Annotated in this window: 15 protein-coding genes, 1 tRNA gene and 1 pseudogene; 7 read left to right on the top strand and 10 right to left on the bottom strand. The window is 70.7% G+C overall.

Annotated features, from left to right (window positions below):
- Window positions 1-34 precede the first annotated feature (34 nt).
- From LXN57_RS25800 to LXN57_RS25790, 3 genes and pseudogenes are all read left to right on the top strand, one after another.
- Window positions 35-547, top strand: coding sequence for a hypothetical protein (locus LXN57_RS25800; RefSeq protein ID WP_251800794.1), 513 nt, complete (start codon window positions 35-37; stop codon window positions 545-547).
- Window positions 548-571: 24 nt separating this feature from the next.
- Window positions 572-775, top strand: a pseudogene (locus tag LXN57_RS48615) (Fic family protein); the annotation flags it as partial.
- Between the two features lie 167 nt (window positions 776-942).
- Window positions 943-5,478 (top strand): family 78 glycoside hydrolase catalytic domain, encoded by a 4,536-nt coding sequence (locus LXN57_RS25790; protein WP_251800793.1) that lies wholly within the window; start codon window positions 943-945, stop codon window positions 5,476-5,478.
- A gap of 148 nt (window positions 5,479-5,626) precedes the next feature.
- On the opposite strand, the gene LXN57_RS25785 is transcribed toward LXN57_RS25790, so the two are convergent.
- Window positions 5,627-5,845, bottom strand: coding sequence for a hypothetical protein (locus tag LXN57_RS25785; RefSeq protein ID WP_251800792.1), 219 nt, complete (start codon window positions 5,843-5,845; stop codon window positions 5,627-5,629).
- 228 nt (window positions 5,846-6,073) lie between these two features.
- On the bottom strand, window positions 6,074-6,916 hold the full coding sequence (locus tag LXN57_RS25780; protein WP_251800791.1) for an alpha/beta fold hydrolase: 843 nt from the start codon (window positions 6,914-6,916) through the stop codon (window positions 6,074-6,076).
- Window positions 6,917-7,172: 256 nt separating this feature from the next.
- On the opposite strand from LXN57_RS25780, the gene LXN57_RS25775 reads away from it, so the two are divergent.
- Together LXN57_RS25775 and LXN57_RS25770 are read left to right on the top strand one after the other, a co-directional pair.
- Complete coding sequence (locus tag LXN57_RS25775) at window positions 7,173-7,421, top strand: FitA-like ribbon-helix-helix domain-containing protein (protein WP_251800790.1); 249 nt, start codon at window positions 7,173-7,175, stop codon at window positions 7,419-7,421.
- A complete protein-coding gene (locus tag LXN57_RS25770) occupies window positions 7,421-7,846 on the top strand; it encodes a type II toxin-antitoxin system VapC family toxin (RefSeq protein WP_251800876.1) in 426 nt (141 codons plus the stop codon). Before LXN57_RS25775 ends, LXN57_RS25770 begins: the two co-directional genes overlap by 1 nt.
- Before the next feature lie 218 nt (window positions 7,847-8,064).
- On the opposite strand, the gene LXN57_RS25765 is transcribed toward LXN57_RS25770, so the two are convergent.
- The 8 genes from LXN57_RS25765 to LXN57_RS25730 form a co-directional block, all read right to left on the bottom strand.
- Window positions 8,065-8,352, bottom strand: coding sequence for a helix-turn-helix domain-containing protein (locus tag LXN57_RS25765; protein WP_251800789.1), 288 nt, complete (start codon window positions 8,350-8,352; stop codon window positions 8,065-8,067).
- On the bottom strand, window positions 8,349-8,705 hold the full coding sequence (locus tag LXN57_RS25760; RefSeq protein WP_251800788.1) for a type II toxin-antitoxin system RelE/ParE family toxin: 357 nt from the start codon (window positions 8,703-8,705) through the stop codon (window positions 8,349-8,351). Before LXN57_RS25760 ends, LXN57_RS25765 begins: the two co-directional genes overlap by 4 nt.
- Before the next feature lie 222 nt (window positions 8,706-8,927).
- Window positions 8,928-9,494, bottom strand: a complete 567-nt coding sequence (locus LXN57_RS25755; RefSeq protein ID WP_251800787.1) for a Uma2 family endonuclease — start codon at window positions 9,492-9,494, stop codon at window positions 8,928-8,930.
- Window positions 9,495-10,052: 558 nt separating this feature from the next.
- A complete protein-coding gene (locus LXN57_RS25750) occupies window positions 10,053-10,385 on the bottom strand; it encodes a helix-turn-helix domain-containing protein (protein WP_251800786.1) in 333 nt (110 codons plus the stop codon).
- The gene (locus tag LXN57_RS25745; RefSeq protein ID WP_251800785.1) at window positions 10,382-10,753 is read right to left on the bottom strand and encodes a type II toxin-antitoxin system RelE/ParE family toxin; all 372 of its coding nucleotides are present in this window, start codon (window positions 10,751-10,753) and stop codon (window positions 10,382-10,384) included. The genes LXN57_RS25750 and LXN57_RS25745 overlap by 4 nt, the downstream gene beginning before the upstream one ends.
- Before the next feature lie 202 nt (window positions 10,754-10,955).
- Window positions 10,956-11,089, bottom strand: a tRNA-OTHER gene (locus LXN57_RS25740).
- Window positions 11,079-11,795 carry a response regulator gene (locus tag LXN57_RS25735; protein WP_251800784.1) on the bottom strand — a complete coding sequence of 239 codons (717 nt, stop codon included), beginning with the start codon at window positions 11,793-11,795 and terminating at the stop codon, window positions 11,079-11,081. The genes LXN57_RS25740 and LXN57_RS25735 overlap by 11 nt, the downstream gene beginning before the upstream one ends.
- Window positions 11,792-13,081: a sensor histidine kinase gene (locus LXN57_RS25730; protein ID WP_251800783.1), complete on the bottom strand. Its 1,290-nt coding sequence runs from the start codon at window positions 13,079-13,081 to the stop codon at window positions 11,792-11,794. The genes LXN57_RS25735 and LXN57_RS25730 overlap by 4 nt, the downstream gene beginning before the upstream one ends.
- A gap of 163 nt (window positions 13,082-13,244) precedes the next feature.
- Here LXN57_RS25730 and LXN57_RS25725 point away from each other — a divergent pair, with 163 nt between their 5' ends.
- Window positions 13,245-13,937, top strand: coding sequence for an ABC transporter ATP-binding protein (locus tag LXN57_RS25725; protein ID WP_251800782.1), 693 nt, complete (start codon window positions 13,245-13,247; stop codon window positions 13,935-13,937).
- Window positions 13,934-16,294 carry an ABC transporter permease gene (locus LXN57_RS25720; RefSeq protein ID WP_251800781.1) on the top strand — a complete coding sequence of 787 codons (2,361 nt, stop codon included), beginning with the start codon at window positions 13,934-13,936 and terminating at the stop codon, window positions 16,292-16,294. The genes LXN57_RS25725 and LXN57_RS25720 overlap by 4 nt, the downstream gene beginning before the upstream one ends.
- The last annotated feature ends 56 nt before the right edge of the window (window positions 16,295-16,350 follow it).

Here is a 16,350-nt window from a genome sequence, read left to right as displayed (position 1 = left end):
CGGGCCCCTTGTGCCCGAAGAAAGGAAGTACTCGATGCGCCGTACGGGTGCCGCTGTGCTGACCGGACTGGTGCTGGCGTTCGTGCCGGTGGCCGGCCCCGCGTGGGCCCACGAGGGAAAGCTCAAACTCGAGGTGGCCGGCGACGGCGCCACCGGCGTCACCGTGCAGGCGAAGCACGCCGACGGCCACCGACTCGAGGCAGTGGTGCGACTGGTCGTCAGCGCCACCGCCGCGGACGGGCAGGCCGTCGGCCCGGTCCAGCTCGAACCGGCGGGGGAGGGGCAGGGTTTCTATGCCAGCGGCCCGATTCTGACCCCGGGGGACTGGCGGGTGACGGTTCGCGCGCCCGCCCCGTACACCAGCGAGGCGACCGTCGCGGTGCGGGCGAAAGCCGCCCAGACAGCCCCGGCTCCGGCGGTTCGCGGCGCTGCGCAGGCCTCGGCGGACACCTGGTGGAGCTGGTGGCCGTGGGCGCTCGGAATCCTCGCCGCCGTCATCGGCGCGGCCACGCTGTCGGCCCGGGCTCTGCGTCGCCGGCAGCCGTGAAGTCCGTCGCCGGCCCACCTCAATCTCGTCGGTATACACCCGTGGCGTGACGGCAATGGACGAACCGCGCGTGCGTTGCACACCTTGGTGCCCGCGCGCCGCCGTGCGCGGGCCCGGGCGAGACTCGTACTCGCGACTTCCGGCAGAGGGGCGTTGAGTCCGCCCACTTCGGTTGGTGTCCGTCGGCGCCTCCGCTGGATCCGGGCCGAGACGGATCGACGTGCATGATTGCGCTTGTGTGACCGGAACCGTACGATCGTGTTACCGACCGTGATGAAACGTTTCATGAATCAGCGATAGTCTTCGGGGCGCTTGGGCGTGCCGCGATGGCACGCGCCCGGTCGGTGGCCACTCCGTCACACGATCGATCGGGAGGGTGCGACTTGAAACGAACAATGGGACTTCGGCGGGCGGGCATCCGTCTGCTGGCTGCCGTCATGTGTGTCGCGGGCACGCTCACGGCTGTCACCGCGTCTCCAGCGGGAGCTGCGGGAGCTGCTGCGGCGGCGCCGGCCGTTACCGGGCTTACCGTCGAGGGCGTCTCGGGCGCGCTCGGCATCGACACGCCGAATCCGCGGCTGGGGTGGCTGATCGGCTCCTCGCGGCGCGGGGTCACGCAATCGGCGTACCAGGTACGGGTTGCCTCGACGGCGGCCAAGCTGGCGGCGGGCGCCGCCGATGTCTGGGACAGCGGGCGGAAGACGAGCGCGGAGTCGACCCAGATCCCGTACGGGGGAAGGACTTTGACTTCGGCGACCCGCTATCACTGGCAGGTGCGCGTCTGGGACGACGAGGGCCGAGGCTCGGCCTGGAGCGCGCCGTCGTGGTGGGAAACCGGGCTGCTGAAGGCTTCGGACTGGCACGCCAAGTGGATCGGGCGGGAACGGGGTGGCGCCACCTGGACTGACTACACAGTGGACGTACGTTTGACGGTCACCAGGGACGCGGCTGGGGTCTTCTTCCGGGCCCGGAACGTGAACGACGCGTACATGTGGCAGCTGGCCAACTTCAACGACGTTCCGGTGCTGCGGCCGCACGTTCGGGTCGGCGGCAGCTGGCAGCTTCTCAAGGAGGTGCCTCTCGCCATCGCGCCGGCGGACTTCAACCAGCCGCACGATCTGCGGATCGAGGCGACCGGCACGACCATCAGGACGTTCGTCGACGGCAACCTGGTCGACACCACCGTGGATGACAAGCGGGCGGGCGGAACCGTCGGGCTGCGGACGGCGGGCGCCGAGGCCGCCGTCGTCCACTCGGTCAAGGTCGTGGTCGGCGGCAGGACCGAGGTCGACGCCGACCTGACCGGTGGCGCCAACCCGTTCACCGCGGGCACGCCGACGCCGCGAGGGCTCGAGGTGTCCGGCTCGACCGAGACGTTGCTGGCCGAGACCGCCGGGAAACCGTTGCTGCGCCGCGAATTCCGTGTCGACCACAAGGTCAGCCGGGCCCGGATCTACTCGACCGCGCTCGGCGCCTACGAGCTCTCGCTCAACGGCGCCCGGGTCGGCGACCACCAGCACGCGCCGGGCTGGACCGACTACAACAAGCGGATCCAGTACCAGACCTTCGACGTCACCGACCGGCTGGTCGCGGGCGAGAACACCATCGGCGCGATGCTGGGTGACGGCTGGTACTCCGGTTCCATCGGCTGGTCCGGCGACAAGCAGTACGGCGACCGGCCCCAACTGCTCACGGAGCTGCGCGTCGACTACACCGACGGCACGTCGCAGACCGTCGTCAGCGACGGCAGCTGGCGCGCCGCCGATGGCCCGGTGCTGCGGGGCGACAACATCCACGGCGAGACGTACGACGCCCGCCTCGACCCACCGGGCTGGCGGGTCTCCGCCTTCGACGACGCCGGCTGGTCCGCGGCCACCGTGGGCAGCGACGCGCCGACACAACGCCTGGTGGCTCAGATCGACCCGCCGGTCAAGGTGACCCAGGAGCTGAGCGCGAAGACCCTCACCCAGCCCCGGCCCGGCGTGTGGGTGTTCGACCTCGGCCAGAACATGGTCGGCGCGACCCGGCTGCGGGTCACCGGCGCGGCCGGGCAGACAGTGCGGCTGCGGCACGCCGAGGTGCTCAACCCGGACGGCACCGTGTACACGGCCAACCTGCGGACAGCGCAGGCCACCGACTACTACACCTTGGCCGGTGGGGGCGCCGAGGTGTACGAGCCCCGCTTCACGTTCCACGGCTTCCGGTACGTGGAGCTGACCGGCTTCCCCGGCACGCCGACCCTGGCCACCGTGACCGGCCGGGTGATGGGCACGGCAGCGCCCTTCACCGGCGAGCTGACCACCTCCGACCCGATGGTCAACCAGTTGCAGAGCAACATCGTGTGGGGGCAGCGGGGCAACTTCCTGTCCATCCCGACCGACACCCCAGCCCGCGACGAGCGGCTCGGCTGGACCGGCGACATCAACGTCTTCGCCGAGACGGCCACGTTCAACATGGACTCGCTCAGCTTCCTCACCAAGTGGCTGGCCGACCTGCGGGACGCCCAGTCGGCCAACGGGGCCTACCCGGACGTCGCTCCGCGCAATTGCTGCGGCGACGGGGCTTCCGGCTGGGCCGACGCCGGGATCACCGTGCCGTACACGCTGTGGAAGCGTTACGGCGACACGAAGGTGCTGGCCGACCACTACGACTCGATGCGCCGATACGTCGACTACGTGCAGGCCACCAGCAGCGGCCTGCTGCGGCCGGCAGCCGGGCCGTACCTGGACTGGCTGAACCTGGACGACCCGACGCCGGCCGGCGTCATCGGCACCGCCTACGCGGCGTACAGCACCCGGCTCTTCGCCGAGATGGCGGCCGCGCTGGGTCGTACGGTCGACGCCGAGAAGTACGGCGCCCGGGCCACCGCGGTCACCGGCGCGTTCGCCGAGGCGTACGTCTCGGCCGACGGGCGGGTGCAGGGCGACAGCCAGACCGCGTACGTGCTGGCTCTCAGCATGGGTCTGGTGCCGGCCGACCGGCGCGAGGCCGCGGGGCAGCGGCTCGCGGACCGGATCGCCTCGCGTGGCTACCACCTGTCGACGGGCTTCCTCGGCACTCCCGATCTGCTGCCGGCGTTGTCCGACACCGGGCACCTCGACATCGCCTACCGGCTGCTGACGAACAAGGACTTCCCCTCGTGGGGCTACGAGATCGCCCGCGGGGCCACCACGATCTGGGAGCGCTGGGACTCCATCAAGCCCGACGGCAGCTTCGGCGACGTCGGGATGAACTCCTTCAACCATTACGCGTACGGCGCGGTCGGCGACTGGATGTACCGGACCGTCGGCGGTATCCGGCCCGACGACGCGGCGCCCGGGTTCCGGCACGTCACCATCGGACCCAAGCCGGGCGGCGGCCTCACCTCCGCCCGGGCCACCTACCGTTCCCGGTACGGCCAGTTCGTGAGCAGCTGGAAGCTCGACGCGGCCGGGCAGATGGCGCTCGACGTCACCGTTCCGGGCAACACCACAGCCACCGTGGAGATCCCGGCGGCCAGCCGCTGGGCGGTCACCGAAGGCGGGAAGCCGGCGTCCGAGGGCGTCACGTTCGTCAGGATGGCCGGCGGCAACGCGGTGTTCACCGTGGGCTCGGGCACCTACAGGTTCGCGGTCGACGCCGTCCGCGGCGACCTCGGCGAGGCCCGGGTCGCGGCGGCGTCGATCAGGAGACAGGCGCCCGTTCTGGCGGTCACGACGGCGGCCGCCGACCTCAGCTACGGCAAGGTTTCCCCGGCCGCGACCGCTACCGCCGTGCACCTCGCGCTGGCTGCGGCGGCCGACGTCGACCGGCGCACGGGCAACACCGGGTTGCGCGCGAAGGTGGCCGAGATCCGTACGCGTCTGTCGCGGGTCTCAGCCGCGCTGGTCGGCGCGGTCGCCTCGCTGACCGTGCCGCCCGGGGACCTCGTTCCCGGCGACGTCGTGCGCGTCGAGGCGGGGCTGCAGAACAAGGGCAGCACCGCGCTCACCGACGTCCGCATCGACCTGCCGGTCCCGGCCGGCTGGACGTCGACCAGGGTCGGGCCGGCCCCGGCGACCTCGGTGCGGCCCGGCGGCACGGTGACGGCAACTTATGACGTACGCGTCGGAGCGGGCCAGGCGCCGGGGCCGGCCGACCTGGCCGGCGCCGTGAGCTATCGGCGGCATACCGGCGCCGCCACGCTGCCGATCGGGGCTGCCCTCACGATTGCGCCGGCGGTCGAGATCACCGCGGGCTCGGCCGAAGTGGCGCCCGGCAGCATGACCGATCTCAGTGTGGTGGTGCGCAACCGCTCGACGATCCGGGCGCAGGGCAGCCTCACCGTGACCGGGCCGGCGGGATGGCCGACCGGACCGGCGCAGTCCTACGACGTCGCGGCCGGTCAGGAGAGCACGGTGGTGGTACCGGTGACCGCGCCGATCACCGTCACCGAGGGCCTGACGACGCTGACGGCCGCCGCCGGTGGCGCCAAGGCCTCCGCCGGCGTACGGGTCGTCCTCGCCGTCCCGCCGCCCGGCGCGACCGACCACGCCGATCTCGGGGACAGCGCCTCGGAACAGGCCCACAACCTGAAGGCCTCGGCCGAGTCGGGTGCCAGCACCGAGGCCGGGCTGACCCGGCGGTACACCTATCAGGGGGTTGCGGGCGGCTACTTCGAGTTCGACCTCGCGGTCGCGCCCGACGCGCCGTTCGTTCTGCGCGCGGTCGAGACCTATGACCGGGCGCAACTGAAGGACTACGACATCCTGGTCGACGGGGTCGTCGTCCACTCCCGGTCGTATCAGCGCGCCGAGGGCGGGGTGGGCGCGCTCAGCTACCAGGTCCTGGTCGACCGGGCCGACCTGACCGCCGACGGCAAGGTGCGGGTCCGGTTCCAGGAGGACGCCGAGGGACGCAACTACGACCCGTCGATCGCCGACGTGTGGTCGCTGCCGGTGACCACCGGCTGAGCCACCGGCCGTGGGCGGCAGTTCACACTGCCGCCCACGGCCCGGCTGAGGGCTGCGGAGAGCGCATGCGCCGTCGAGCAGCAGCACCGGCAGGTCGTAGTCGGTGCGCCGGCTCGTCTGCCGCCAGTACGTGAAGAAGCGCTGCAGCTCACCGGTCACCGTGGCCCGGGGAGCCTCGCGGCAGCACCGCGAAGCCGTCCTCGGCCGCCTTGACGGCCGGGTCGATGAGCGACGGCCGGCCCCAGCGCGGCAGCCGGGCGCCGATCTCGGCGTCGAGCCGCGCCGACAGCTCGGCGATCGGGCCGACGAGCGATGCACGTGTGGTCAGGTATCCGCAGGGACGCGCGGCGAAACGGACACATTCCACCCGGGCAGCCGCAGGTAGCGGCATAGCACTGCCGAGCCCGGCGCCCGCGGCCGGACCGGTGCTCGTGCCCGTCCGTTGGGGTGTCAGCTTCGGTGGGCCGAACGTTGCGCCATGCGAACCGCCTTGTGGTGAGCGGCGATCCGATGCCGCGCGTTCGAGGACCCCGCACCTGAAAGGACCTGCCGGCGCCCGAGCCGCGCGTTCCCGTTGTCAGGTCGCTCGCGCAAGTCAGCGAGTGAGGAAATCGATGATCGCGGAGCGGAAGTCCGGATTGCTGCCGACGACATCGTGCCCGCCGTCGACCAGGCACAAGCGAGCGCCGGTGATGGCCCCGGCCAGAACGTGTGGGCGCTCAGCCAGAGGATCGGTATCGCCGGCGATGACGAGTGTCTCGGCGGTGACGGCGGCGAGGTCGATGCCGGCGCGATGCACGGCGCGGGCCTGCGCGGCCAGCGACGGCAAGTCGCCACCGAGCATCTCGGCGTGCGTCCGCAGGCCGGCGATCTCAGGCGACAGGTCGTCCGGGTCTTCGGCCAGGAAGGCATGGGCCAGTCGGTCGCTCGGTAGCGCACGCGTGTCCACGCCGCCGACTTCGACAATGCCCGCGCCTACTCCACCGACGACGAGCCGGCGGATGGTGGGTCGCTCGGCCGCGGCGAGCAGGGCGACGACCGCTCCCATCGAGTAGCCGACGAGATCTATGGCGGGCGCATCGAGCAGCGCTACGACGTCGAGAAGGTCGTCGGCCATCCGCCGCTCGCCGTAGCGCGCGGCGTCAGGCGACTTACCGGACCGGCCGTGGCCGCGGGCGTCGACCCCCACAACACGACGTCCGGCGGCGGTGAGACCGGCGACCGTGCCCGGGATCAGCCAGTCAACCATCGTGTCAGCGGTGAAACCGTGCTGCAGCACGACTGGTACCGGGTGAGCTATGACGACGGCATCCGGCTCCCAGCAGTGATAGGCGATCGTGGTGCCATCGTCGACGACCACGGTGGCGGTACGCGGCAGGACAGAGGCGGCCGGCACGGACTCGATGGGAACGTTCGCCGAGATCAGGTCGTCAGTCACAGCGCCTCCGGGGAAAGCCGATGCGATGAAGAATCACAGCCCTCCGACAGTGCCGGACCTTCCAGAAGTCAGCAAGGAAACCGCGCTGCAAACGTGGAGGAGAATTGCCGCCCTCCGACCCCTGACACCCAAGCCGATCACCAGGACCGCCGGCTGCCGGCGGCGCGGAACCGGCATCAGTAGAGGATGGCCGGGAATTGCCTGTCGCCGCCTTGCGCTAGCGTTGCTATCAACGCCGACGACGAGGAGATGCGCCATGGCAGCCCTCAGCATCCGGGACTTGGACGACTCGGTCAAAGAGAAACTGCGTCTCCGAGCTGCCCGGCACGGCCGGTCCATGGAGGCTGAGATCCGCCTGATCCTCACCGCGGCCGCCGCCGAAGACGAACGCCCGAGAACCGATCTCTTCAGCGCGCTGACCGAGCGGTTCGGGCGGCTGGGCGGGGTCGACCTCGACGTTCCGGCCCGGACCACTCCACCCCGAGCGGCGGACTTCGGCGAGTGATGATCGTCCTCGACACCAACGTCGTCTCCGAACTCATGCGGGCCACACCAACTCCAGCGGTGCTCGCCTGGCTACAGCAGACGTCCAGCACCGGCCTCTACACCACGTCGGTCACGGTCGCCGAGATCCGCTACGGCATCGCGCGGTTGTCGGACGGCCGCCGCAAACACGACCTGCACCAGGCGGCCAACGAGATCTTCGCCGCCTTCCCCCGCCAAGTCCTACCCTTCGACCTCGCCGCAGCTACGGCCTACGCCGACGTGGTCGCCGGCCGCGAAGCCGACGGCAACCCGATCAGCGGATCCGGCGGCCAGATCGCCGCCATCTGCCGATCACAGGTCGCGACCCTCGCCACCCGCAACACCAAGGACTTCGTCGACACCGGGATCCCGCTCATCGACCCCTGGCAGCAGACAGCCGCCTGACGTCCCCAGCTCGAGTCTCGTGAACGCATCACGAACCCGGCTACCGGCCCAGCGCGGTTCGCGCAACGCCTCAATCGAGCTGACCGTCCGCACAGGTAACATGCGAACCACGCTACGGCCGTTTCCGGTAAACCGATGACGGGCCTTTACCCAGGTCACAGGAACGTCGCGGTGCGCGCCGAGCGCCGTCGTAATCGGCGTTACAGTTCGCTGCGGTCTTAAGCGGCCTCGAAACCCACTCTGAGCCGTACGTCCAATGCCGTCGCTAGCCGTTCCAGCACCGACAAGGTAGGAACCGTTCCGCCCGCCTCGAACCGGGCGACCGCGGACTGCGTCATTCCCGACGCCTTCGCCAGCTGCGTCTGGCTCCAGCCCCGGCGCTCGCGAAGTTCTCGAACAGAACGGCCGAGTTCAAAGGCCAAACGCGCAGCGTCGTAGGCCTCGACGGCGCCCGGCTCCGCCATTCGCCGCTCCCGCATCGCGGCCCAACCGCCACTTTCACTCATGACCCAGCCTCCTCGTCCACAACCTCGTGCGCCTCGTCGATGCACCGCGCCAACGCCCGGCGTGCCCGGTCGATCTCCCGCTCGTCCCGCATGCGCGTCTTGTGGAAGACCGTCAACAGAATGATCCTCCGGTCGGTCGCGATCCAGTACGTGATTCGGACCGAGCGCCGCTCCAGGTGGAACCGCAGCTCGCGCAGCTTCCGTTCAAGCTGCTTCGTGTACGGCTCACCCAGCAGCGGACCTTGCTCAGCAAGCAAGTCGACGTAGAACGCGGCGTGGGCGAACTGAGCGGTCGGCAGACTCTCCAGCCACTTCTCCACCTCCGGCTCAAGCTCGACAACACCCCAACGCATAGCAGCGATGCTATACCAGGGCGTGTCGTGATAGCCGGTTCGCGCAATGCCAAAGGCGCGGTCGAGCTGACCGCAGGTCAGAGCGTTGGTGGGCCGAACGTTGCACCATGCAAACCACGTGACCGTTGTGGCCGGAGGTTTACAAGGCGACCAATTGATCAGTTCACGCCATGGTCAAGCGGCTCCATTTATGCGCGGAGGTTGAACAAGCGACCGGCTGGGTCAACCGATGCGGCGGCGGCGCAGCAGAGACGCGACTTCAAGCCGGAACGGAAATGGCTCCTCGGAAGCCAGCACCTGGCCGGGACTGGCGACGTCACCCGAGACGTAGTGGTCGCCGTCCAGTCGTTGAAGGTGCAGCTCCACCGAGTCCTGGGGCTGCTCCACACGCAGATACCAGCCGATCCGCGCCGCCGCGTACAACTGAGGCTTGAGCAACCGATCCGTTCCAGCGTTGCTCGGTGAGACCACTTCAACGACCAGCTTGGTTTCGACGGCCTCCACTGTCGTACCGACGTCGTCGGTATCGGCCACGAGCAGGTCCGGCTGCAGGATGCGCCCGCCGGCCAGCCGCAGGTTGACGTCCTGCAACACGAGGAGCCCGGCTTGCTCGGCTGCGCCGTAGAGACCCATCGCCAGCAGGAAAGCAATGTGCTGGTGACGCTTGCTCGATGCGGGACTTACCCACAGGCTCCCATCGACCAGCTCGACCCGGTTCGAGGTCTCGCCGAGTGCGAAGAACTCGTCCTCGCTCCACGGCTCCGGATGCTCCAGCACTGCCACGCTCATCGGATCGCCTAACCGGTCGGCGGATGCTGTCCCCAGCGTCCCATGCCAAGCGCTACCCATGCGACTGCGCGGCCGCATCTGCGGTCTGACCTGCCGCCGCGACAAGCTCATCGGCCGCCGCGGTCGGTCACCTGTCAACTTGTCATGAGACCAGATATGCCGTCAAGGTCGGCCGTCGACGGCGTCCGAAACGGTAACTCAGCTGCCCAAGGATTCCGCAGTGGCGCGGCCCGCAGAGCCGCATGCGGAGTACTTACGAACTGAGCATCTCTACAACGAACCTCGACGCCAGCAGGCGGATGGTGTTGACGGTGAAGAGGCCGGCCGTAGGACGCAAGCCCGACGAAAGCGCGACCGACACGTCGACCGCGCCCACCGCACCGTGGGGTCTGGGGGTCGCCCCCCAGGGAAATACAGTGGACCTGCGGTATCAGATTGCGAAATCCGTGTTGATGGTCGCTGGTGAACCGCTGCCGGTACGAACTGCCCGGTCGCAAGCGTCGAACGAATGAGCCGGGCGGCATCCGTCTCGGCGAAGACCCGTAGGGAAAGGCTGGTTCATGCCACGTTGAGTTGGATGTTCCCGATCCGGGCGACGATGTCGAGGTGGCCGCCGAGGCCGACGACGTAGGCGCGCAGCGTGTCGAGCCCGACGGCGTCGCCGTTCTCGATCTGGCTGATCCGGGCCTGGGACAGCCCGGTCGCCTCGGCCAGTTGGACCTGGGTCAGCCCAAGTTGCTGGCGGATCTCGGCCAGTTGGGCGCCGCTGACGGCGGCGAGCATCTGTTCGCGCATCTGCTGACGCCGGACCACGCGCTCGGCGCTGTCCCAGGTCGGGTCGGCCGTGCGGGCCTTGGCCTTGACGTCGCGCCAGTTCGCGGGCTCGGTCATGACTGCTCCTCTGCTTTCAGGACGGCCAGGTGCTCGGCGAAACGGGCGTCGGCAAGCGAGATCGCCGACTGGTACCAGGTCTGCCATCGTCCCGACTTGTCGCCGGCGACCAGGAACACCGCCTCCCTCGCCGGGTCGAACGCGAAGATCATTCTAACTTCGGTCGAGCCCGCGGAGCCGGGTCGTAGCTCCTTCATATTGTGGTAGGTGCTGCCCTTCAACCGGTCCACCAGCGGGCGGCCGAGGGCCGGCCCCTGTTCGACGAGGACGTCGATCGCCTCTGCCACCAGGTCCGCGGTGGTCGCATCGGTTTGGCAGAGGTCAAGGAACCATGCCTCGACCTCCGGATGAAGCCGCACTTCCCACATCACCGCAGTATAAGTCAGGCTTATATTGGCTGGAAGTCAACTGCCTGATAAAGCGATCGACTTCCGGAGCCTTCGGCAGTCGCCGGGAAAGCAGAGGCCATCCTCACAACCGGGACAACCCTCCGCCTGGTTCGCAAAGATCGACGACGAACCCCGTCCACCTGGGTATCCGCTTCAGGGTCCTCATGGGTGTCCGTTTCGCTGGGTGGGCCGTCGGGGACTCGAACCCCGAACCCTCCGATCCCGAAAGTGAAGGAAGCGCCGCCATGACCGCGCGAGGCGGGGAGCGGACACGCTACTCAGCCGGATGCTCTGGCCAGTCGAGCTAGCGACCCGGAAAAATGTCACACGGGCCGGCCGGGCGGCGCGAACGGGTTTCGCCTGAGGGGGCGGCCAGGCCCGTGCGGTAGGCGACGACCACGGCTTGGACCCTGTCCCGCAGGCCCAGCTTGGCCAGGATGCGGGCCACGTGGGTTTTCACCGTGGCCTCGGACAGGTGCAGGCGGGCGGCCAGTTCGGCGTTGCTCAGGCCGTGGGCGAGCAGGCCCAGCACCTCGAGCTCGCGGGGCGTCAGGGCAGCCAGGTCGCGGTGCAGGGGCGGGGCTTCGGCGTCGTGGTGGGCGAAATGCTGCACCAGGCGGCGCGTGATGGCCGGGGCGAGCAGGGCGTCGCCGGTGCGGACCAGGCGGACGGCGCCGACCAACTGTTCGGGGGTGACGTCCTTGAGCAGGAAGCCGCTGGCGCCGGCGGTCAGGGCGGCGTACACGTAATGGTCGAGGTCGAAGGTCGTGAGCATGATGACGCGGGGGGCCTCCGCGGCGCCGGACAGGATCTGGCGGGTGGCGGTCAGGCCGTCCATGCCCGGCATGCGGATGTCCATCAGCACCACGTCGGGGCGGTGCTGCCGGACGGCGTCGACGGCCTCCGTGCCGTTCGTCGCCTCGGCCACCACCTCGATGCCGTCGGCGGTCAGGATCATCCGGAAGCCGGCCCGGACCAGCGCCTGGTCGTCGGCGACCACCACCCGCAGCGCCGCGCTCATGTCGTCTCCAAGGGGATCCGGGCCTTCACCCGGTAGCCGCCGGTCAGGCGGGGACCGGCCTCGAGCGTCCCACCGTAGACCGCGAGCCGCTCCCGCAGGCCGATCAGCCCCCGCCCGCCGCCGGCGGTGTTGGCGGTCGCGCCGGAGCGGCCGCCGGTGTCGGTGACCTCGACCAGCAGGTGGTCCCCGGCGTAGTCGACGAGCACGCGGACGGACGCCCCGGCCGCGTGTCTGACGGTGTTCGTCAGCGCCTCCTGCACCAACCGGTAGACGGTCAGCTCGACGCCGGACGGCAGCTCCCCTCGCCGGCCGTGCTCGACGAGCTCGACCTCGACGCCCGAGTCGCGCATCCGCTGAATCAGCGCGTCCAGGCCGTCCAGTCCGGGTTGCGGCGCCAGGTCCGAGGCGAGGATGTCGCCGTCCATGGTGAGCAGGCCCATCACGTGGCGCAGCTCGGTCATCGCGGCCCGGCCGCCCGCCTCGACCGCCAGCAAGGCCGCCCGGGCGTCGTCGGGGGTGGAGTCCATGACCTTGCGGGCCGCACCGGCCTGGATCACCATCACGCTGACGTTGTGGGTCACCACGTCGTGCAGTTCGCGGGCTATCCGGGCCCGTTCGAACTCGGTCGCCCGGCGCAGCGCCTCGATCTGCTCGTGCTCCATGGCCGCCATCCGGGCCCGGCCGTCGTCGGCGTGCTGCTTCCACCGCCGCAGTCCCTCGGCGGCGACCGCGATCGGCAGCAGGATCATGAACGGCACGGCGCTGTCGGAGACCGAACTGGCGTCCGACTGCAGCCCCGCGTGCAGCAGCGCGGCCACCGGCAGACTGGCCAGGGCCGGGATTTTGTACGGGCTGAAGACGGCCGCGCTGTAGCCGGCGATCACACAGGCGAAGAAGGACAGTCGCAGCGCGGCCGGGTTCTCGCTGACCATCACTCCCAACACCAGCACCACCCACAGCACCGTCAGCGGATACCGGCGCCGGAACAGCAGTGGCAGCGCGACCAGCATCAGCAGGACCACCGTGTCGCCGTTCCCCTCGTCCTCGACCGGCAGGAACGGCGGCCACACCGGGTCGGGCGGCAGCGGGGGCGGCCCGATGCGGGGATCGAACTCGATCTGGCGCGGGGCCGGCTGGTCGTTCTCGGCGCCGGCCTGGACCGCGACGAGGAAGAGCCCGAGCGCGACGAGCGCGTCGAACAGCTGCCCCCGGCGCGACAACGGCGGCAGCGGGCCGACCGGACGGGCCAGCGATCGCAACCCGGCCCGCAGCCTGGTGAGCATCATCGGTCGATTCTCGCCGCCGCGGCGCGCCGATGGCATCCGCCCGTACGACTACATCGCGAGGATGACGCCCGGCCGAAGATGCTTCCCGCTGCCGATGTGTCCGATCCGGACTCCTTCATAGCGTCAGCCTCGCCAGTTCACCACCGCGTGAGGAGACGGGGACATGACCGCAGCACTGATCGAACTGCATGAGGTGACACGCCGCTACGACGAGGGACGGCCGGCGCTGAACGAGGTGTCGCTGAGCATCGCGGCCGGCGAGGCGGTGGCGATCCTGGGCCCGTCCGGCAGCGGCAAGTCGACGATGCTCAACCTGGTGGCCGGGCTGGACCGGCCCAGCGCGGGCACGGTCACCGTCGACGGGGTCCGGGTCGACCGGCTCGGCGAGGCGGCCTCGGCCCGGTACCGGCGGGCCCGGATCGGCCTGGTGTTCCAGTTCTTCAACCTGCTCGACGACCTGACCGTGGCCGACAACGTCATGCTGCCGGCCCAGCTGGCCGGGATGGGCCGCGGCGCCGCCGAGCGGCGGGCGGCCGAACTGCTGGGCCGGCTCGGCGTCGACCGGCACGCCGCCGCCTATCCGGGGCGGCTCTCCGGCGGGGAACGGCAGCGGGTCGCCGTGGCTCGCGCGCTGATGAACAAGCCGGCGCTGCTGCTGGCCGACGAGCCGACCGGGGCGCTCGACACCGCCTCCGGTGAGGACGTCATGCGGCTGCTGACCGAGCTGCACGCCGACGGCCAGACCGTCGTCCTGGTCACCCACGACCTGGTGCTGGCCGAGAGGTGCGCGACCCGGACCGTCCAGCTCCGCGACGGCCGGGTCGCCACCGACACCGCGATGGAGCTGCTCCGATGAGCGCGCTGACGCGGGTGGTCCGCTCGGGAGTGGGCCGCAAGCGCGTCCAGACCGTCGTGATCGGGCTGGTCGTGGCGATCGCGGTGACCTCGGCCGTCCTCGGCGGCTCGCTGATGGCGGCCTCCCAGGGGCCGTTCGACCGGGCGTTCGGCCAGCAGCGGGGCGCGCACCTCACCGCCCAGTTCGACGCCGGCGCGGTCACCGAGGCCCAGCTGACCGCGTCGGCCGGCGCCGCCGGGGTGGCCGCGTCGGCCGGGCCCTTCACCAGCGCGCAGGTCGAGCTGACCGACGAGATCGGCCACCCGGTGCCGCCGGTCACCGTCGTCGGGCGGGCCGACGCGGGCGGAGCGGTCGACCGGGTTGTCATGGTCGACGGCCGGTGGGCCACCGGCCCGGGGGAGATCGTGCTGGCCTCGGGCGACCGCCTGCGGTTCGGGCCGGGGGTGGTCGGCCGGCAGTGGAAGGTCAACGGCGCGCCGGTGACCGTCGTCGGGATCGCCCGATCGGCCGGCGACACCGCCGGCGCCTGGACCACCCCGGCCCAGCTCGCCTCGTGGGCCGGCGACGGTCCCCGTACGTACCAGATGCTCTACCGCTTCTCGGCGGCCGGATCGGCTGAGGAGGTCGGCGCCGGCAAGACCGCCGTCGAGGCGACCGTCCCGGCCGGCTCGCTCACCGGCGCCGTGTCGTGGCTGGACGTCCGCCGGGAGGCGATCAGCGACACCATCCTGCTGGTGCCGTTCCTCATCGCGTTCGGCCTGCTGGGCGTGGTGATGGCGGTATTGATCATCGGTAACGTGATCGCCGGGGCGGTCTCGACCTCGACCCGACGGATCGGCATCCTCAAGGCGCTCGGCTTCACGCCGGCCCAGGTCACCCGGGCGTACGTGGCGCAGGCGCTCCTCCCGGCCACGGTCGGCGCGGTGCTCGGGGTGGTCGCCGGCAACCTGCTGACCATCCCGATCCTCGCCCAGACCAACCAGCTTTACGGTACGAGTGACAACGGTGTCTCGCTCGGGGTCGACGCGCTCGTGTTCGGCGGCGCCCTGGCCGTCGTGGCGCTGACCGCGCTGGCCGCCGCCGCTCGGGCCGGCCGGTTGCGCAGCGTCGACGCGCTGGCCGTCGGGCGCACCCCGCGGCCGGGCCGCGGTCGCTGGGCGACCCGGTTGACCAGCCGGCTGCCGCTCCCGCGGCCGGTGACGCTCGGCCTGGCCCACCCCTTCGCCCGGCCGGTCCGCGCGGTCAGCATCATCGCCGCCATCGCGTTCGGCGCCGCCGCGGTCACGTTCGCGATCGGGCTCGGCACGTCGCTGAACCGGGTGCAGGAGGTCGAGGACATCGCCGACGTCCAGGTCAACGCGCTGCGCGAGAGGGGACCGGGCGAGCCGGGACCGGGCGGGCCGGGGCCGGGCGGCCCGCGCGAGCCGGAGCCGTTCGACGACCCGGCCGCGATCGAGAAGGTGATCGCCGCCCAGGCCGGCACGGCCGGGTACATGGGCGTGGCCCGCGGCGAGATCACGGCGGCCGGGATCACCGGCGAGCTCGAGTCGGTCGCGGTCACCGGGCCCGATTCGGCGCGGTACTACCGGATGGTCTCGGGCCAGTGGCTGACCGGCCCGGGGCAGGTCATCGTGTCGACCCCCTTCCTGACCGCGGCCGGCAAGCAGGTCGGCGACAGCATCGCGCTGACGAGCAACGGCGTCAGGCTCACGGCCACGATCGTCGGCGAGGTGTTCAACACCGACAACGACGGCCTGCAGGTGGTCACCGACATGGCGACGCTACGCGCGGCCGAGCCAGAGCTGGCGCCGTCGATGTACTACGTCTCCGTCCGATCCGGCACCGACGTCGAGGGGTACACCCAGGCCTTGAAGACGGCCCTGGAACCGGCCGGCGCGGCCGCCGACAGCCTCAGCCGCGAACCCGACGAGATGGTCGTCGTCGTCAACGTGCTGACCGGTCTGCTCAGCCTAATGCTGATCGTCGTCGCCGGCCTGGGCGTGATGAACACGGTCGTGCTCGAGACCCGCGAACGCGTCCACGACCTGGGCGTGCACAAGGCGCTCGGGATGACCCCGCGGCAGACCACGGCCATGGTGATCGCCTCGGTCGTGGTCACCGGCCTGATCGGCGGCGCGGCCGGCACGGCGTTCGGGGTGCTGCTGCAACGCACGGTCATCACGGAGATGGCGGGCAGCGTGGGCTTCCGCCTGCCCAGTTCGGTCCTCGACGTGTACGGCTCGGGGGAACTGGTGTTGCTCGGCCTGGCCGGGTTGGTCATCGCGGTGGCGGGCGCGCTGCTGCCGGCGGGCTGGGCGGCCAGGACGCGGGTCGCCGTGGCGTTGCGGACGGAATAGCGGCCGACCACGTTGCGGTACGCCGGCGGATGAGGGCGGCGAGCGGGGCGGGGGCC

Origin of the sequence: Paractinoplanes hotanensis, from assembly GCF_023717965.1 — a bacterium.
Taxonomy (GTDB): domain Bacteria; phylum Actinomycetota; class Actinomycetes; order Mycobacteriales; family Micromonosporaceae; genus Actinoplanes; species Actinoplanes polyasparticus.
Note: the sequence above shows the minus strand (reverse complement) of the source record. Positions and strands in the feature narration are given on the sequence as shown.